Genomic DNA, 18,863 nt, shown 5'->3' with positions numbered 1-18,863 from the left:
TCCTTAAGACTGATGTTGTTGAATGGCTTCTAAGTCTACAGCGGCTTGATGTGCGTAGCGTAAACGTTTTTCCAGCTCAGTGATCTGGTCAGCAACTTTATCAATATTACCTTCTGCCATAAATTGCTCTAAGTCGGCGGCCTTGCTTTGTAACTGAGTAAAGCCTAAATTCGCGGCGGCTCCTTTTAATGAATGGAAGTAGCGGCGTGCACTTTCATGCTGGCCCCGGGTAATAAAGTCAGAGACTTTAGTAGCGCTACCCTGGTAGGTTTCATACAGCTGCTCTACTAATTTCAGATAAAGCTCAACATTGTACTGTAAGCGTTTTAATGCCGTTTCAAACTCAATGCCCTTCACTTGTGGAATACGAACCGGCGGTTTATTAACCTCATCCTGTTTAGATTCTGGTGGTACTTCTGGTTGTTGGTTATTGGTGTAGTCACCCGGGACCGCCCATTTAATAATGGCTTTAATCAGTTGTTGTTCATCAATTGGCTTAGCAATATGTCCTTGCATACCCGCGGCAAGTGAACGCTCCTCGTCGCCACTCATCGCATTGGCCGTCATTGCCAGAATAGGAAGCTGCTGATAATTGAAGTCGGCGCGGATTGTTTGCGCCGCTTTCAGCCCGTCCATGACCGGCATTTGAATGTCCATTAGTACCAGCGAATAATTTTTGTTATGAACGGCTTCTACTGCTAGCTGCCCATTTTCCACTATATCCACTTTAAACTTGTGGCTTGAGAGAATTTCTCTGGCGACTTGCTGGTTAATCTCATTGTCCTCTACCACCAAAATAGGCGCTCGCAAAATACTTTCCGGGATGCCGTCACCACTGTCAGCATCGTCCGCATCGGGGAGCTCTCGCTGAAATAATGTTGAGGTCAGGCTTCTACCTAGGGTTGACGCAGTAAAGGGTTTTGAAATGATGTCATTGACGCCTGCTTGTTTCGCCTTTTCTGATAATTCTTCAGCGTAATATCCCGTTGCCAGAGTCATTTTCGGCCGAATGTCTTCTGCATAACGTTCGGTTATTTTTTGGCAAAATTCCAGACCATCCATACCCGGTAGACGCCAGTCAACCAAAACCAGTTGATAAGGATTGTTGTCCTCGACAGACAGCTGAAACACTTGCAGAGCTTGTTCAGCTGTGCGACAAACTTTTACGTCAACCTGATAGCTGCGCAGCATTTCATAGAGCATTTCGCGGGTACTTAAGTTGTCATCAATGGCGAGAATTCGAACACCTTTAAGTTTCTGCAAAAGATACTGATGATGACTGTTGTCCTGCTCTGTCTGTAACGGCAGCTCTACTTCGATATAAAATGTAGAGCCCTGACCGGCGGCGCTGGTTACGCCGATATCGCCGCCCATTAATAAAATAAGACGTCGGGAAATGGCTAAGCCAAGGCCGGTACCCCCATACTTACGGGTTGTAGAAGTATCTGCCTGAGTAAAGGCTTTAAAGAGGTTGGCGCGCTGTTCTTCATCCATACCAATACCGGTATCGGTAACCGATATCCGTAACAAAACATTATCCCGGGAACTGTCCAGCAGGTTAACGGCAACATTGATTTCACCGTCTTCGGTAAACTTAATGGCATTACTAATTAGGTTAACCAGCACCTGATTTAAGCGCAGTGGGTCACCAATTAAACGCGTTGGTATATTGGCCGGTAAGTTAATAATAAACTCGAGGTCTTTATCGTAAGCCCGGTACGCAAACATATCCGCCAGTGAGGTCAATACGTCCTGCAAGTCGAAAGGAATGCGCTCGACAGTTAACTTACCCGCGTCAATTTTCGAAAAATCGAGAATGTCATTAATAACCCCCAGTAAAGCTTGCGAAGAGGAGTCGATGACTTTGATGTAGCGTTTTTGTTTTTGCGTAAGTTCGGTTTTCAGGCAAAGGTTTGCCATACCGACGATAGCGTTAATTGGTGTGCGAATTTCATGGCTCATATTCGCCAGAAACTCACCTTTTGACTGATTAGCACGTTCGGCGGTTTCTTTGGCTTTTTCCATTTCTTCAGCGACCGATTTAATACCGGATATATCGTAGTAGCTACCGAGGATGCCGATAATATTGTGGTCGTCATCGTAAAGTGGAACACTGGAATGCTCGACCCATTGACTCTTACCGTCCACTTTTAGTTCGATTTCTGCATTAACGGAAGGTGCCTGCTGACTAAAGGTTTTTCTGTCGCGCTCCAGTAATACGTCATTACTGGCAAGGGAATCGATTTCAGCATCCGTTTTACCGGCCAGAGACTCAGGATCAATACCAAAGTCATTGGCAAAAGCGCGGTTTCCGCCTAACAGTTTTAACTCAGGATCGCGCCAGTAAACCCGGGTTGGCAGGTCATTAAAAACTTGTTCAAACAGTTGTAACGAGTCTGACGATAAAAAGGGTTGCCGAAAAGGCGCAGTCAGTGCGTTACGTCGGGACCACCACCAAATGACAATGCCAATAATTAAACTGAACAGAATCATCGCGACTAATACAGTGTCACTCCAGGGGGCAGGTAACAGGGCATATAACGCAAGACTGGTTACCTGAAGAATGACAAAAATGAGCTGTAAAAAAGTCCAGAATGAATTCATGGTTGATCCGTAACCGAAAGGTTAGATAAACAGTAGCTAGTCTGCCACGTTGAGCCGTAATCGCCAAGTTATGTGGTCAAATTAAGGGTGACAACCATAGACCTTTTAGCGAATTACCAGTAAGCTTAGCGGCAGAAAACCTTCCGTCTCAGTGAATGGAGTTGTCTTTTGCAAGCAACATTTCAAGCAGTTATCGAAAAGCTTAAGCAATCGGGTAAAACAGCAGTTTGGCAGGGCATTAAGCGTGGTATTGAACGTGAAGCTTTGCGAATAAAAGAAAATGGAACGCTGGCGCCGGGTGACCATCCCCAGGAACTGGGAAAAACCCTGACCCATCCAACCATTACAACCGATTACTCAGAAAACCTACTTGAGTTCATTACTCCAGTTGCCTCCGATATTGACACAACGCTGTCACAACTCCGGGATATTCATCGGGTGGCTTATAACGCCATTAATGACGAGTTGCTGTGGCCTATGAGCATGCCTTGCTACATTGGCTCAGATGACGATATTCGTATCGCTAAATATGGTGACTCGCACTCGGGACGTATGAAAAGCCTTTACCGTCGGGGATTAACCTATCGCTATGGCGCTACCATGCAGGTTATTGCCGGGGTGCATTACAATTTTTCTGTGTCCGATGCGATGTGGGAAGAGTTAGCAGAGATTGAAGGCGTTAGTAATAATCAGAGCTTCCGTACGGAACGCTATTTCGCTCTCATCCGTAACTTCAAGCGCGTTGCCTGGGTTATTCCTTACTTGTTTGGCGCTTCACCCGCTTTGTGTAAATCGTTTTTCAGTCAGACAAAAAACGAAGAGATTCTGCAAAAATGGGATTTTGATACAGTAGGTAAAGGCACGGTATTTTTGCCTTATGGTACGTCGTTGCGAATGAGCGACTTAGGTTATACCAATAAAGAACAGGCAACGCTGAAAATCACGTATAACTCATTGGATGAGTATGTGACAGGCCTGCGTCGCGCAATTACAACTCCTTCTACACAGTTTTCGAAAATCGGTGTAAAAGTGGGCGACGATTATCGTCAGCTTAACGATAATATTCTGCAGATAGAGAATGAATTTTACTCGCCAATTCGTCCTAAACAGACAGCACGCGATGGTGAAACGCCAAGCCAGGCTCTAGAGCGGGGCGGAGTAGAATATGTCGAAATTCGCGCGCTGGACGTGAACCCGTTTAGCGATGTTGGTATCACAGCACAACAAATGCACTTTCTGGACTTAATGCTTCTGCATTGTTTATTACAGCCAAGCGAAGAAATGAGCTGGGAACAGCAGCAGCAAGCCGATAAGAACTTTACTAAAGTGGTTATGCAGGGGCGTGATCCGCGCCTAAGCTTGCAGCAAAACGGCATTGACCGCCTAATGGCTGACTGGCTGGAAGAACTGTTTGCAGATTTCTCTTCAATTGCTAAAGCACTGGATAACAGTTCAGGCAATAAAGTGTATCAGAATCATTTAGCGGATTTGTACGAGTGGGTATTAAATCCGGAAAGTACGTTATCGGGCCAAATTTTACGGTTGCTCAAAGAAGAAGACCGCGATAACAGTAATTTGGGTATGCAGTTGGCTAAGCAATACCGTGAGCAATTGAAAAATGAGCCGCTCAGTTACTACAAACAAGATGACTTTGTTAAATGGGCGGCCGAATCAGAGCAAGCTTTTGAAGAACGTTATCAGCAAGACAATAACGTTGACTTTGATACGTTTCTGGCAAATTATTTCAAACAGGCGGAACGCTCTGGCCAGGTAGCTGACTGATAAACATAAAAAAACGCAGCCCAAATTTGGACTGCGTTCAATAAAACGTTCAGGGGATGAACATGAATGCATTTATCAGCTACAACATGTGTTCAATTACTGAGAGTTTAACGAGTGAATAAAGTTCAATGGCGATAAAACTTTTTTTTCCTATTCAACCGAAAGTACTGGTAAGTGCTTTGTTCGTAGCGACGCTCAGTGGTTGTGCAACGCCACCGCCGGCAAACCCTGAAAATGTCTGTCATATTTTTGAAGAACACCGAGACTGGTATCATGCGGCCGCCGATGTGCGTGAACGCTGGGGCGTGCCTATTCATGTGCCAATGGCGATGATGTATCAGGAGAGTTCCTTCAAGCATAATGCTTTGCCGCCCAGAGACTACCTTTTAGGCTTTATTCCATGGGGTCGGGTGAGTTCGGCTTACGGTTACTCGCAGGCGAAAACTATGACCTGGGAAGATTACCAGCGTGAAACGGGTAACGGTTGGGCCAGTCGCGATGACTTTGAAGATGCAATTGATTTTATGGGTTGGTTTATAGCAAAAACCTATAAAATTAATGGGGTATCGAAATGGGACGCCTACGGACAATATCTTAACTATCATGAAGGCTGGGGTGGCTATCAGCGCAAGTCTTATTTAAAGAAACCCTGGCTGGTAAAAGTATCCAGGGTTGTAAAAAGCCGCTCTATGACATACGCCGCGCAATTGAATAAGTGTGAGGAAGATTTAAAGCACGGCTGGCTATGGCGTTTATTTTTCGGTTAGTCATTGGTCTGGTTATCGGGTTTTTGGTAGAGCTCAGGAAACACTCTAATTTGTTTTATCATGGTGTCACCAATTTCAACAAGCTCTACCGGATAACCGCCTAAACGCAGCGACAACCGGGCATCAGGAATATCTCCGAACTGTTCAATAATAAGGCCGCTTAAGGTTTTTGGACCATCAGTCGGAAAATCCCAATTCATTTCTTTGTTCAATTCGCGCAAATTAGCTGAGCCGTCGACTAAAAAGCTGCCATCAGTTTCCAGTGTGACAGATTCGCTGGGAGCCGGCGCCATAGAAGTCGTGAAGTCACCAACAATTTCTTCCAGAATATCTTCCAGAGTAACGAGTCCCTGAATGTCGCCGTATTCGTCAACAACCAGTCCGATGCGTTCTTTACGACGCTGGAATTTTAGTAGCTGCACATTTAATGGTGTGCCTTCGGGAATAAAATAACTGTCCCGCGCAGCACGCACTAAAATGGACTTATCCGCAGTAAACTGATTTTTACTCATCAGGCGCATGATATCGCGTGCATGCAAAAAGCCGATAGCGTCATCTATTTCATTACGATAAAGCAGTACGCGGGTGTGTTGACCATTTGAGAGTTGCTTAACAATAGACTTCCAGTCGTCACTAATATCGATGCCAACGATTTCATTACGGGGCACCATGACGTCTTCTACCGTAACTTTCTCGAGGTCCAGAATGCTGACCAGCATTTCCTGGTGCGAAGTCGGAATTAAATTCCCTGCTTCATTTACTACTGTACGCAGCTCGTCGGAGCTTAACGCATCAGCCATTTGTGACTGCTTGGGGTTAACTCCCAGCAGGCGCATAAAAGAATTGGTGATGAAGTTCATACCAATAACGATAGGGTACATGACCTTTAGCAAAGGCATTAAAATTAAGGAGCTGGGAAAAGAAATACGCTCCGGATGCAGTGCTGCAATGGTTTTCGGCGTAACTTCAGAAAAAATCAGAATAATTAAGGTTAAACCAAAAGTAGCGATAACAATTCCAGCGTCACCGAACCAGCGCAGACAAAGGATAGTTGCGATAGCCGATGCACCAATGTTGACCAGATTATTGCCAATAAGGATAAGACCAATTAACCGATCGGGACGATCAAGCAGGTACTGGACACGCTTAGCTCCGGGATGATTGTTTTGTACCAGATGGCGCAGACGGTACCGGTTGATAGACATCATGCCAGTTTCGGAGCCAGAGAAGTATGCGGATAAAAATAACAGTACGGCTAAAATCACGAGCAACATGCTCGTTGATATCTCGTCCAACGGTTTATTCCTTAATTATACTGTGAATGTGACAATGTAGAGTTCTCAGCTATGAAGTCAAGTGTCATTCAGGATAAGAGAAAATCTTTCACGAACCGACTGCCAAAATATCCTAAGGTTAATAGGGTGCTGGCAAGTACGGTAATGACCACAATAATGCGGCCACGTAAGCCTGACGTCCGGTGCAAAACCACGGCCAAGAGATAAAGCAGAGCTGCGACGCTGGTTAAAATGGTTTTGTGTGCTTGCTGTTGAGCAAGCATGTCATCGAGGAAAAGAAAGCCCGAGCCCAGAGCGAGAAACAGTACAAAAGTCCCCAGCGCCAGAAGATTAAAGAAGTATTTTTCGACAGTCATTAATGGTGGCAGTTTGCTCAGCAGACTATGACCTTTGCGGTTTTTTAATACACGGTTTAAATAACTGGTTTGTAACGCGTAAAGTGTGGCTAAGGCCAATATTCCATAGGCGACCAGTGACAAGGTAATGTGAAAAACTAACCCATGTCCGATGCTGATGTCAGCACCCCAGTTAACCGGGGTGAACACAAGTAACAGTGTGGTAAGCGCAGAAAACAGATAAATAACCGGCTTCAGGAATAAGTTACTGGCCTGGTTATTTTTCACTACGGTTAAAGCGGCTATCAGAAAAGCCACAATAGCCAGACTGGATGAGATATTAATGTGATCGAAATCATCGTTGGAAAGTTGTATTAAAATGAGCCAGCCATGCGCAGCAACCGCCAAAGCAGCTGGTACAATCTGATAAGCTGGGTGAAGCACTTTGTTTTTTAAGATATTTTGTAGAATAACAAAAGCGCTGGCACTGTAACCCAATAAGCTGATTAGCAACAATAAAGAGAGCATCACGCGCCCGACTTCCCTGATTCCTGTTGTTCGTGCCCTGAGTATACGACGTCAGTCGGTTAAACCCAATACTTACGGGGCGAAACTTTCTTGCAAATCAGATATACTGCCCCCATTACTATTAACGTCAGAAATCGCAATATAAGAGACGATCGACATGTTTGAGAATTTATCGGAACGCTTGTCGCAAACGCTGCATTCTATTGGTGGCCGGGGGCGACTGACCGAAGACAATATTAAAGAAACCTTGCGCGAAGTTCGCATGGCGCTGCTTGAGGCCGATGTTGCCTTGCCTGTGGTAAAAGACTTTATTGCTAAAGTTAAAGAACGGGCAGTGGGTACAGAGGTCAACAAAAGCCTGACGCCAGGTCAGGTTTTTGTCAAAATTGTCCAGTCTGAGCTGGAAGCGGCAATGGGTGAGGCGAATGCACCTCTGCAATTAAATACCCAGCCGCCAGCTGTTATTTTGATGGCAGGTTTGCAGGGTGCGGGTAAAACCACCAGTGTGGGCAAGCTGGCTAAATATTTAACTGAGCGCCAGAAGAAAAAAGTCATGGTGGTTAGTGCCGACGTTTATCGTCCGGCCGCTATTAAACAGCTGGAAACTCTTGCCGAGCAGGTAGGCGTTGAGTTCTTCCCGTCTTCAACTGATCAAAAACCAGTTGATATTGCTAATGCTGCTATTGCCCAGGCACGTAAGCAGTTTATTGATGTGGTATTAGTGGATACCGCCGGTCGTCTCGCTATTGACGAAGACATGATGCAGGAAATTCAGCAACTGCACTCAGCCATCAATCCGGTTGAAACCCTGTTTGTCGTTGACGCGATGACGGGTCAGGACGCGGCAAATACCGCCAAAGCATTCAGCGAGGCTTTGCCTTTAACGGGTGTTATTCTGACGAAGACCGATGGTGATGCTCGTGGTGGTGCGGCTCTGTCTATTCGCCATATTACCGGTAAGCCTATTAAATTCCTGGGTGTTGGTGAGAAAAACGATGCGCTGGAGCCGTTTCATCCTGACCGCGTAGCCTCCAGAATTCTTGGCATGGGCGATATGCTTTCTCTGATTGAGGAAGTCGAACAAAAAGTCGATAAAGAAAAAGCGGAGCGAGTGGCGAAAAAAGTCATGAAAAAAGGCCAGTTCTCACTGGAGGATTTTCGTGATCAGCTCGTACAGATGCGTGAAATGGGCGGCATGATGGGATTAATGACCAAAATGCCGGGCATGGGTAAAATGACAGAACAAATGAAAGGTCAGATGGATGACAAAATGACCTCGCGCATGGAAGCCATTATCAACTCCATGACTCCTAAAGAACGGCTACGACCCGACGTAATAAAGGGCTCGCGTAAGCGCCGTATAGCAACCGGTTCCGGTACTCAGGTGCAGGACGTGAACAAGTTGCTTAAACAGTTTACTCAAATGCAAAAAATGATGAAAAAAATGAAAGGTGGCGGCATGCAGAAAATGATGCGCGGCATGGGCGGAAAGATGCCACCAGGAATGTTCCCCGGACGCTAGGAAAAAGCGCGTCAAGCTTGCATTTGCAGTAAAAATCAGTAGAATTGCCGAGCCTTCCGACTCTGTCGGAGGGCTTTGCTATTTTTTACATTTACAAAACAGTTATATTGAGGAACGCAATGGTAACCATTCGTTTACAACGTGGTGGCGCGAAAAAACGCCCCTTCTACCAAATGGTAGTTGCTGACAGTCGCAATGCTCGCGACGGTCGTTTCATTGAGAAAGTAGGATTTTTTAACCCTGTAGCTCGTGGTCAGGAAGAAAAACTTCGTGTTGATGTTGACCGCATCGAGCATTGGGTAAGCAAAGGCGCTCAGTTATCTGATCGTGTTGCTAAATTAGTTAAAGATGCAAGCGCTGCGGCGTAAGCATTAACAGATTCAGGTAGGTAAATTAATGCAGCAATCAGAGCAAATCGTCGTTGGTCGCATCGGTGCGGTGTATGGCGTAAAAGGCTGGTTGAAAGTGCAGTCATTTACCGATGATCCAGAATCGATATTTGAATACAGCCCTTGGTTACTCAGCCAGAAAACTGAGCGCGAAATGAAAGTTGTCGAGTGGCGTCGCCACAACAACGGACTTATCGCCAGGTTAGAAGGCATATCCGATCGCGATGAGGCTGCGCGCCTTACTGGTGCGGATATTTGCATTACGGCAGATGAGTTACCGGCATTAGCTGACGATGAGTTTTACTGGCGCGACCTTATTGGTATGCGTGTAGTGAACACCAACGGCTATGATATGGGTGTGGTTGAACAAATTATGCCCACCGCATCGAACGATGTGTTGGTCGTAAAAGCAAACAGCAACGATGGGTTCGGAAAATCTGAACGTTTAATTCCTTTTATCCAAAGTGAATATGTCACGGCGGTTGATAAGGAAGCCAAACAGATTCAGGTTGAGTGGCCATCGGACTTTTGATGGGCAAGCCTTTGCAGGTTGGCGTTATCAGTTTGTTTCCTGAAATGTTTTCGGCCGTCACCGATTACGGTGTTACCGGCAGAGCAATAAAGGAAGGTTTGCTGACAGTGAGTGTCTGGAATCCTCGTGATTTCACTCATGATCGCCACAGGACTGTTGATGACAGGCCTTATGGCGGTGGTCCGGGTATGTTGATGATGGTGCAGCCACTTGTGGATGCTATCAACGCAGCAAAACAAAGCCTGGGTGAGGATACTCCTGTTATTTATTTGTCACCGCAAGGGCAAAAACTTGATCACAGCGGAGTGCAACAGCTCTCCGGCAATGATCGAATGATTTTGATTGCTGGCCGTTATGAAGGCATTGATGAACGCGTTATTAAACAATACGTTGATGCAGAATGGTCGATAGGGGATTACGTATTAAGCGGTGGTGAGTTGCCAGCAATGGTACTTATTGACGCGGTTTCACGGTTAATTCCCGGGGTGTTGGGACACCAGGATTCAGCGGCAGAAGATTCTTTTGCCAGCGGGTTACTGGACTGCCCTCACTATACTCGACCAGAAACTTATAATGAACAGCAAGTACCGCCGGTTTTATTAAGCGGTGATCATGAAAAGATACGTCGCTGGCGTTTACAGCAGTCTTTGGGTAAAACCTGGCTGCAACGACCAGAGTTAATTCATAGCCTAGCTCTGACTGACGAGCAGGAAACATTGTTGAACGAGTTTATCGCACAACAATCATCCGGCGAATAAAGTACAGTTTACCTAGGATAGGAGATACGAAAATGGCAAAAGTTAGCCAAAGCATCATTAAGGCTCTTGAAGAAGAGCAGATGAAACAAGATTTACCTGAGTTTGCACCAGGTGACACTGTTGTTGTAAATGTAAAAGTAAAAGAGGGTAACCGCGAACGTCTTCAGGCGTTTGAAGGTGTTGTTATCCGTGTTCGTAACCGCGGTCTGCATTCAGCGTTCACAGTACGTAAAGTATCGAACGGTGAAGGCGTAGAGCGTACTTTCCAAACGCACAGCCCATTAGTTGACAGCATTAAAGTCAAACGTCGTGGTGCGGTTCGTCGCGCGAAACTGTACTACTTGCGTGAGCGTTCTGGTAAGTCTGCACGTATCCGCGAGAAGCTGTCTTAAGCTTTTAGCAAACAAACGAAATAGCAAAGAAAAACCCAGCCTTGTGCTGGGTTTTTTGATAGTGTTTTAGAATGAACGAAGATATCGAAATATTAACCCAAATTTTAGCTGAGAACCTTGATGCTCAGCACCACTGGACTGAGCATGAACTGATTGCGTCTTTGCAGGGGCCGCCTTATGAGTTCTTTGATAAAGAAGCTCTGCGTGATCCCCTGACCTTGTTTCAGACTCACTTTTTATTGTTTCACTGTCTTTATAAATTGCGTGAACGCTGGCGGAAAGAAAAAAAGTACGAGCTTTTTATTCATACCCTGAATATTGAATGTCAGCCATGGCAACATGGCGTTTCTGCATTGACAGAAAAGGACGCGTTAGCAGAATATTATTTAGATCTGAATCAACTGGGCTCGACATCCGGCGCTGATGTTGAATCTATGCTGGATGATTTTTGGCGGCGCATGGGGCATTCTTCTTCTAAGGTAGAAACCAGCATGCCTGTGAACGATGCCTGGCAGATTATGGAAGTTGAACCGCCGGCAAGTCAGGCCTTTATCAAAAAGCAATATCGTAAACTAGTACACAAGTACCACCCCGATAAAGGCGGGAGTGTGGCTAAAATGCAAAAAATTCAGAAAGCCTACCATCGTGTTATAGAAGCCATAAAAGAGGAATAAGATAACAGCTCATGAGCCATGACCCGGACCAACAATTATCAGAACTGCGCAATGCAATTGATGCCACTGATAACGAATTAATTGAGATAATTGCCCGGCGAGCAAAGTTAACTGCCGCTGTGGGAGAAACCAAACGTTCGTTGAAACAGCCTCTTTACGTTCCACAGAGAGAACGTTCTTTAATAAAAGCGCGCAGAAGCAAAGCCAAAGAGGCAGGCTTGTCGGAAGACTTAATCGAAGATGTTATTCGTCGTATTATTCGAGAATCGTATCGAACGCAAACAGCACAGGCTGCTGCGACTTCGACTCAACTTGAACGACCGGTTTTTGTGTTTGGCGGAAGAGGGGCTTTGGGTGCGCGTCTGGTCAGTCAGTTACGGCAAACAGGCTATTCGGTAATAACCATCGATAAAAGCGATGACTGGCCAGACAAGGACGATTTAAGCCAGGCGCAGTTGGTATTGATGAGTGTGCCGGTCAATAAGACCGTTGAATTGATAAAGCAGTTACCACCTTTAGCGGAGGACTGTGTTCTGGCCGATGTAACCAGTATTAAAGCGGCTCCTTTAAATGCCATGCTGGCACAGCATGGCGGCCCTGTCGTTGGTTTGCATCCTATGTTTGGTCCTTCTGTGCAGAATTTGGCGAAGCAGCTGGTGGTTGTTACTCACGGTCGTCAGACTGAGCGTTATCAGTGGTTACTGGACCAGTTTGTTAACTGGGGCGCCCACTTACACGAAGTGAATGCTGATAAGCATGACGACGCTATGGGCTGGATCCAGGCTATGCGTCATTTAAGCACTTTTGCTTACGGTGTTCACCTGGCTAATGAGCGCGTTGATATTAAAGAGTTGCTGGAACTGAGCTCGCCTATTTATCGAATGGAATTGATGATGATTGGCCGTTTGTTTGCGCAAAATGCGGAACTTTATGCCGATATTATAGCTGCAAACAAAGGACAGTTTTCGTCGATCAGGCGTTATTTGCAGCAATTTTCAGCAATTATTGATGATATAGAAAATGGTAAAAAGTCGGATTTCATCTCGCTTTTCGATGAGGTTAGCCAGTATTTTGGTGAATTTTCCGGCCAGTTCCTGAAAGAAAGCGAATCTTTGGTGCAATTAGCGGACGACCAAAGATTCAAGCATCAATAATTGTTTCTGGTTATCTGTTTTATAAGTATTCAGTCATTAACTCACTAAGCGCTTCCGGCGAAACCGGCTTATGCAATGTCGCATTCATGCCGGCTTCACGGCAAGCGCTCATTTCGCTCGCGCTTTGATGACTGGTGATAGCGATAACCGGTGTGTTCTTGTGCATATCGCTTTGTCGCAACTCCTGGCAGACTTCAGCTCCCGACATGTCCGGCATTTCGTAATCCAGAAAGATAAGATCCGGAGCCTCTCCTGCCAGGTTCAAAGCTTCTTCCCCTGTCATTGCTGTTAATATACTTACCTCAAAATTGGCCAGCATCGCTTTTAACACTTCAAGGCTGATAAAGTCGTCGTCAGCAATAAGAACTTTGCGCATAGTCACTACCCATTTAATGGAATTAATTATACCCTAGCACTTAGCTTTTTATATTCCCAGTAATTTGGAGCTAACAACATGAATCAGAAAGGAAATTCTATAAAAATTTGGGATAGCTTTATTCGTGTGTTTCACGGTTTGCTTATTGTTCTTTTAGGCGGGCTATGGTGGACCGTCGAAAATGGCCGCATGGAGCTGCATAAGGATATTGGAATTGCCTTACTTGCGTTACTTTTAGTCAGAGTTTGCTGGGGAATATTTGGTAGCGAAAATGCCCGTTTTAAAACCTTTTTAAAGTCTCCTAAGGCTATCTTGAAGCATCTGCATAATGTTTTTAAAGGGCGCTATGAAGCAGAAAACACCCACAGCACTGCTGGTGGCTGGGCTGTCATCATTATGCTTGGGTTGCTTTTAAGCCAGGTTATTACGGGGCTATTTTCAACCGACGGCATTTTATTTTCGGGGCCATTATCTAATTGGCTATCTTCGGATGGGCAAAAAGCGGTAACCAGCTGGCATAAAACCCAGTTCGACGTGATATTAATTGTTATTGCCGTACATATTCTGGCCGTGCTTTTTTATCGCTTTAAAGGAACACCTTTAGTGGCTTCCATGGTGCATGGTTACAGAATCACCAGTCAGCAAGCGCCAAATCTAAAACCCGGTTGGCAGGGGCTCATTTTAGCGGTTGCTGTCTGGTTAATCTTAATGTTGCTGTTTAACTAGTCTTTATATTCGTCGTGGCAACCTTTGCAGGTTTTTGCGGCGTCCATAAAAACGGGTTTTATTGAGTCAATAGAGCCTTCTTGGCTAACTTCAGCCAGTTTCGCAGCGTACTCTTGCAAGTCATTAGCGCGCTGCTGAAAGTCATCCCAGTTATCCCATATGGCAGTTAATGCATCAGAGTTATTGCCTGGCATTGCGCCTTCAACGGCAAAACCGGCCCACGGAATACCTGACATTTTCTCGAAATCATTTGCACGACGTTGAAAAAAATCTGCGTTGTATTCAACTTCGCCTTTTACCATAGCGGCCATAGCGGAAAAGTTTTCTTTCATAACAGACAATGCTTTTTGACGGTACTCTACGGCTTTCTCGGCATCGTTAAAGGCGGTTTCATCAGCGGCTACATTGAATGACAGAGTCATCAGGCCAGCTAGAGCTGTTGTTAGTAATTGTTTTTTCATTGAAACACTCCGTTTATTGAATTCACTGATCGTTAATAATACACGATCTGTCGGTTAATGCTTGTCACCTCTATGTATAACAAAGTAACTTATCTAATGAGATAACTAAATGACAAGAATAAGTCAAAATGGGGACAATTCATGAAAAAAGTGCATCAGTTCAGTGCTTTGACGTTAGCGGTAACGTCAGTACTGACCGCTTCGGTTGCGGCTGATCAGACTTCCCGGACAAACGGGATGCGGGATAACACACCAAGTCTGACAGCAATTCAGAATGCAACAATTATTACTGAGCCGGGAAAATCTATTACTAACGCCACTTTGGTTATTGAAAATGGCGCCGTTCAGTCAATTGAGCGCAATAATCGGGCTCCTGCAGGAGCGTGGGTGATTGACGGGACCGGATACACCATTTACCCGGGATTTATTGACCCCTACAGCAGCTACGGAATTAACGTTAGCAGTGAGCAAGAACGTTCAGATACGCCAATTTATAACAATGAGCGTGAGGGCGGCAACGCGGCAAATGACGCGATTCACTCGCAAAAACACTGGTTCAGTGAGTTTAAGACCAGTTCTGAAGATGCAAATAAATGGGTATCACAAGGTTTCACCAGTGTGCAGTCAGCTAACTTAGACGGTATTTTTCAGGGGCAGGCGGTAACGGTTTCGCTGGCAGATAAAATACCTAATGACGTTATTTACCAAAGTGAGGCAAAGCACTTCGGTTCATTTGATAAAGGCTCCTCACAGCAGCAGTACCCGTCATCGCTAATGGGCAGTATTGCGCTGGTCAGACAAACCTTATCTGATGCTAACTGGTATGAAAACTCTTATGGAAAGCAGTCGCATAATCAATCGGTTGAATTTAATGCGGCGCTTGATTCACTGACAGATATCGAGAATACCGGAATAGTTTTTAAAGTAAGTAATGAAAAGTCATTGTTACGTGCTGATGATGTCTTTGATCAGTTCAAAGTGCCGTCGGTTTATGTTGCCTCGGGTTATGAATATGCGCGCTTAGACGCGGTAAAAAATGCCGGGAGTGATTTAATTCTCCCACTTAACTTTCCGGCTGCACCAGACGTTGGCGGTGTCGATGCGCACCTCGACGTCGATTTAGCTAAGCTGCGCCACTGGGAACGAGCTCCGTCTAATCCAGCTATGTTAGCTGAGGCTGGTGTGAACTTTGCTTTGACTTTACACGACCTGGAAAATGCGGAGAGCTTTTGGCCTAACCTGCGCAAAGCGGTTAAGTATGGCTTGAGCGAAGAGCAGGCTCTTGCTGCGTTGACGACTATTCCGGCGAAAATTGCCGGGGTAGACGACAAAGCCGGTAAGCTGGCTCAGGGCTACAAGGCTGACTTTGTTATGGTCAAAGGCGATTTGTTTGCAGATGGCACCATTCAGTCAGTTTGGTTGCAGGGCGAAGAAAACGAGCTGGTATCACGGGATAAAGTCGATTTTGTTGGCAATTACAGCATGAAATTGAATGACCTGGATATCGAGATTGCAATTAAACCTGGTGCAGCGCTAAGCGGTGAAGTTAAGGCGAATGAAAAGACCAGCGCTTTACGTCACGTTCAGTCTGGAAACCAGTCTTTGTCTTTTGTTGCCGACCTGGAAGCTGAACCCGCTGGAAGCTGGCGCTTTAAGCTGGAACCTGAGGCTCAGGGAACCTTTTCAGTAACGGCAGTTTCTCCTGAAGGTGAAGAAGTCAGATTACAGGCTCAAATGGATTCGGCCGAAAGCGAGACTGAAAAAAACGGTGAAACAGAACCCGTGGAATATGTTAGCGAGCTGACGTTCCCGAATGTGGCATACGGCCTGGACGGTTTGCCGGAGCGTCAGGATGTTCTTATCCGCAACGTAACGGTCTGGACTGCAACGGACGACGGCATTCTTGAAGAAACTGATGTGCTGGTTCGAGATGGTGAATTTGCAGCTATTGGCAAAAACTTGTCTGCACCTTCCGGCGTGACTGAAATTGATGGCGCAGGAATGCATTTAACTCCGGGAATCATCGACGAGCATTCACACATTGCTATTGAAGGTGGTGTTAACGAAGGCTCTGAAGCGGTGACATCGGAAGTCCGAATTGGTGATGTGGTTAACCCGGATGATATTCACATTTATCGTTCGCTGGCAGGCGGGACGACCATGGCACAGTTGCTGCACGGCTCAGCTAACCCTATTGGCGGTCAGGCGCAAGTGATTAAGTTACGCTGGGGAGCGGATGCTAATGTCATGAAGTTCGATGCAGCCCCTGAGTCTATCAAGTTTGCATTGGGCGAAAACGTTAAGCAGAGTAACTGGGGCGACAATATGACCGTTCGTTACCCTCAAACTCGCCTGGGTGTTGAAACCATTATGCGCGACGCTTTCCAGGCTGCTCTTGAGTATCAGCAGCGGAAACAGGCTTACGAACGTATGAGCCGTTCAGAACGCAATAAAGTTGCAGCTCCGCGGCCGGATTATCGTCTGGAGACGTTGCTGGAAATTCTAAACAGTGAACGCTTTGTACATGCTCACTCTTACGTAGCGTCAGAAATTTTGATGTTAATGGAAGTCGCAGAAGACTTTGGTTTTACCCTGGATACCTTTACTCACATTCTGGAAGGCTACAAGGTCGCTGATGAAATGGCTGAGCACGGTGCCAGTGGCTCAACCTTTGCGGACTGGTGGGCATATAAGTTTGAGGTTTATGATGCCATTCCGCATAACGCGTGCTTGATGAAAGAACGCGGAGTCTTAACCAGCATTAACTCTGACAGTAATGACTTACAACGTCGTTTAAATACTGAAGCGGCTAAATCGGTTCTGTACTGTGATATGGATCCACACGAAGCACTGAAAATGGTGACTATTAACCCGGCTAAGCAGTTAAAAGTGGACCGTTATGTAGGGTCGGTTGAAAAAGGTAAACACGCCGATTTCGTGCTTTGGAGCCATTATCCGTTAAGTGCTTATGCGCGCGCGGAGCAAACTTGGATTAACGGCCGTAAGTTCTTCGACCGCGAACTGGATAAACAACGACAGCAGGCGGTTACGCAAGAAAAGAACGCACTTATCCAAAAAGTTTTAGCGGCAGGTGATGATGCAAAAATAGGGGCTAAAGACGGTTATAAATCGGATCAACCTACCTGGCACTGTGATACTGAACACGACTTTTGGTTAGATCACTTTACCGGCAAAGGGCATCAGCACGGAGGACAACACTAATGAATAAATTACTTACAACCGTTAGTGCCGCATTAGTCAGTGCGCTGACGCTTAATAGTGCTGCGGCACATGACGAAGTTCCGGGCGAAGAACAAAGCAACCCTATTGTACTTCAGGGAGGAACCTTGCATACCGTTTCTGATGGGGTGCTTACCAACTCAGACTTAGTGTTTGAAAATGGTAAAATCACCGCTATTGGTCGAGATGTCAGTATCCCGGACGGAGCTGAAGTCATCGATATTTCAGGTCAGCACGTGTATCCGGGGGTTATTGCCATGGATACCACTATTGGACTGAATGAAATTGAAGCAGTAAGGGCAACCCGCGACGCGCGTGAAGTGGGTGATGTGCATCCGGAAGTTGCTGGGCACATTGCCTTTAATGCTGATTCGGAAATTATTCCGACGGTACGTTACCACGGCATTACACACGCTCAGGTGGCTCCTGAGGGCTCGCTGGTAGCAGGCCAGTCATCCTTAATGCATTTAGATGGCTGGAACTATCAGGACGCTCTGGTCGCCGGAGAAATAGGTGTGCATGTTTCCTGGCCGCGCACATACGTGGTGAATACCTGGTGGGAGAGACGTTCACCTGAAGAACAGCGTAAAGCGAACGAGGAATCCCGTCAGCAACTAATGAAAGTCTTCGCTGATGCAAAGGCTTACTACGATGCGAAGCAGGCCGATCGTAAAATTGATCTGGACCAGCGCTGGGAAGCTATGGCGGGTTTGTTTGACGGTAGTAAGAAGCTGTACGTACACGCCGACGACAAACGTCAGCTGGAGCAGGCTATTGATACCAGTCAGGAGTATGGTTTTGAACTGGTGCTTATGGGAGCCAGAGATGCCTGGCGTATTGCCGATAAGCTAGCTGAGCTTAATGTTCCCGTTGTTTTTGGCTCGCCTTACGGTCTGCCTGCCCGTAACGACGAAGGTTATGATCAGGCCTTTGCTACGCCGGCTCGTCTGGCTGAAGCCGGAGTAAATTTTGCTATCTCTTATCCGGGTTACTGGGACGTACGTAACTTACCTTTTGCTGCCGGAAACGCGGTTGCGTTCGGTCTGGATCAACAGCAGGCTCTTGCGGCTATTACATTGAAGCCAGCAGAGATTATGGGAGTTGCCGATAAGCTGGGCTCACTGGAAGTGGGTAAAAGTGCCTCACTGAGTGTCTCTGAAGGTGACTTACTTGATCCAATAGGACAAAAATTAACGCACCTTTATATTGATGGACGCAAAGTAAGCTTAAGCAGCCGACATACGGAGCTTTACGAGAAGTATCGTCAGAAGCCATCTGAATAGCCGCTCTTTGGCTAAGTCTAAAAGGAAAAAGCCCCTGTCAGTTCA

Annotated in this window: 17 protein-coding genes; 12 read left to right on the top strand and 5 right to left on the bottom strand. The window is 46.1% G+C overall.

The window, feature by feature from the left end:
- Positions 1–3 precede the first annotated feature (3 nt).
- The gene (locus RJ32_RS09785; RefSeq protein ID WP_034821764.1) at positions 4–2,604 is read right to left on the bottom strand and encodes a response regulator; all 2,601 of its coding nucleotides are present in this window, start codon (positions 2,602–2,604) and stop codon (positions 4–6) included.
- Between the two features lie 168 nt (positions 2,605–2,772).
- Between RJ32_RS09785 and gshA the strand changes: the two genes are divergently transcribed.
- Positions 2,773–4,386, top strand: coding sequence for a glutamate--cysteine ligase (gene gshA / locus RJ32_RS09780; protein ID WP_011234967.1), 1,614 nt, complete (start codon positions 2,773–2,775; stop codon positions 4,384–4,386).
- Between the two features lie 128 nt (positions 4,387–4,514).
- Positions 4,515–5,153, top strand: coding sequence for a hypothetical protein (locus RJ32_RS09775; RefSeq protein WP_011234966.1), 639 nt, complete (start codon positions 4,515–4,517; stop codon positions 5,151–5,153).
- On the opposite strand, the gene RJ32_RS09770 is transcribed toward RJ32_RS09775, so the two are convergent.
- Together RJ32_RS09770 and RJ32_RS09765 are read right to left on the bottom strand one after the other, a co-directional pair.
- A complete protein-coding gene (locus RJ32_RS09770; protein WP_034821761.1) occupies positions 5,150–6,448 on the bottom strand; it encodes an HlyC/CorC family transporter in 1,299 nt (432 codons plus the stop codon). The two genes, RJ32_RS09775 and RJ32_RS09770, sit on opposite strands and share 4 nt — an antisense overlap.
- Positions 6,449–6,516: 68 nt before the next feature.
- The gene (locus tag RJ32_RS09765) at positions 6,517–7,311 is read right to left on the bottom strand and encodes an inner membrane protein YpjD (protein ID WP_011234964.1); all 795 of its coding nucleotides are present in this window, start codon (positions 7,309–7,311) and stop codon (positions 6,517–6,519) included.
- Between the two features lie 157 nt (positions 7,312–7,468).
- Between RJ32_RS09765 and ffh the strand changes: the two genes are divergently transcribed.
- From ffh to tyrA, 7 genes are all read left to right on the top strand, one after another.
- Positions 7,469–8,833: a signal recognition particle protein gene (ffh, locus tag RJ32_RS09760; RefSeq protein ID WP_034821758.1), complete on the top strand. Its 1,365-nt coding sequence runs from the start codon at positions 7,469–7,471 to the stop codon at positions 8,831–8,833.
- 119 nt (positions 8,834–8,952) lie between these two features.
- On the top strand, positions 8,953–9,201 hold the full coding sequence (rpsP, locus tag RJ32_RS09755; RefSeq protein WP_011234962.1) for a 30S ribosomal protein S16: 249 nt from the start codon (positions 8,953–8,955) through the stop codon (positions 9,199–9,201).
- A gap of 28 nt (positions 9,202–9,229) precedes the next feature.
- The gene (gene rimM / locus RJ32_RS09750) at positions 9,230–9,754 is read left to right on the top strand and encodes a ribosome maturation factor RimM (protein ID WP_011234961.1); all 525 of its coding nucleotides are present in this window, start codon (positions 9,230–9,232) and stop codon (positions 9,752–9,754) included.
- Positions 9,754–10,512 carry a tRNA (guanosine(37)-N1)-methyltransferase TrmD gene (gene trmD / locus RJ32_RS09745; RefSeq protein WP_370543302.1) on the top strand — a complete coding sequence of 253 codons (759 nt, stop codon included), beginning with the start codon at positions 9,754–9,756 and terminating at the stop codon, positions 10,510–10,512. Before rimM ends, trmD begins: the two co-directional genes overlap by 1 nt.
- A 32-nt stretch (positions 10,513–10,544) precedes the next feature.
- Positions 10,545–10,904 carry a 50S ribosomal protein L19 gene (gene rplS, locus RJ32_RS09740; RefSeq protein ID WP_011234959.1) on the top strand — a complete coding sequence of 120 codons (360 nt, stop codon included), beginning with the start codon at positions 10,545–10,547 and terminating at the stop codon, positions 10,902–10,904.
- Positions 10,905–10,975: 71 nt separating this feature from the next.
- A complete protein-coding gene (locus RJ32_RS09735; RefSeq protein WP_034821755.1) occupies positions 10,976–11,578 on the top strand; it encodes a DNA-J related domain-containing protein in 603 nt (200 codons plus the stop codon).
- Between the two features lie 11 nt (positions 11,579–11,589).
- Positions 11,590–12,732, top strand: a complete 1,143-nt coding sequence (gene tyrA, locus RJ32_RS09730; protein WP_034821752.1) for a bifunctional chorismate mutase/prephenate dehydrogenase — start codon at positions 11,590–11,592, stop codon at positions 12,730–12,732.
- Between the two features lie 19 nt (positions 12,733–12,751).
- Here tyrA and RJ32_RS09725 read toward each other — a convergent pair whose 3' ends face one another.
- Positions 12,752–13,108, bottom strand: coding sequence for a response regulator (locus RJ32_RS09725; protein ID WP_034821749.1), 357 nt, complete (start codon positions 13,106–13,108; stop codon positions 12,752–12,754).
- 78 nt (positions 13,109–13,186) lie between these two features.
- Here RJ32_RS09725 and RJ32_RS09720 point away from each other — a divergent pair, with 78 nt between their 5' ends.
- Positions 13,187–13,834, top strand: coding sequence for a cytochrome b/b6 domain-containing protein (locus tag RJ32_RS09720; RefSeq protein ID WP_034821746.1), 648 nt, complete (start codon positions 13,187–13,189; stop codon positions 13,832–13,834).
- On the opposite strand, the gene RJ32_RS09715 is transcribed toward RJ32_RS09720, so the two are convergent.
- Positions 13,831–14,295 carry a cytochrome c gene (locus RJ32_RS09715; RefSeq protein ID WP_011234954.1) on the bottom strand — a complete coding sequence of 155 codons (465 nt, stop codon included), beginning with the start codon at positions 14,293–14,295 and terminating at the stop codon, positions 13,831–13,833. The genes RJ32_RS09720 and RJ32_RS09715 overlap by 4 nt on opposite strands.
- Positions 14,296–14,436: 141 nt before the next feature.
- On the opposite strand from RJ32_RS09715, the gene RJ32_RS09710 reads away from it, so the two are divergent.
- Both RJ32_RS09710 and RJ32_RS09705 read left to right on the top strand, forming a co-directional pair.
- Positions 14,437–17,517: an amidohydrolase family protein gene (locus tag RJ32_RS09710; protein ID WP_034821743.1), complete on the top strand. Its 3,081-nt coding sequence runs from the start codon at positions 14,437–14,439 to the stop codon at positions 17,515–17,517.
- Positions 17,517–18,818 carry an amidohydrolase family protein gene (locus tag RJ32_RS09705; RefSeq protein ID WP_011234952.1) on the top strand — a complete coding sequence of 434 codons (1,302 nt, stop codon included), beginning with the start codon at positions 17,517–17,519 and terminating at the stop codon, positions 18,816–18,818. Before RJ32_RS09710 ends, RJ32_RS09705 begins: the two co-directional genes overlap by 1 nt.
- Positions 18,819–18,863 lie beyond the last annotated feature (45 nt).

The sequence above is a fragment of the Idiomarina sp. 28-8 genome (genome assembly GCF_000320945.2).
In the GTDB taxonomy this organism is placed as follows: domain Bacteria; phylum Pseudomonadota; class Gammaproteobacteria; order Enterobacterales; family Alteromonadaceae; genus Idiomarina; species Idiomarina loihiensis.
Note: the sequence above shows the minus strand (reverse complement) of the source record. Positions and strands in the feature narration are given on the sequence as shown.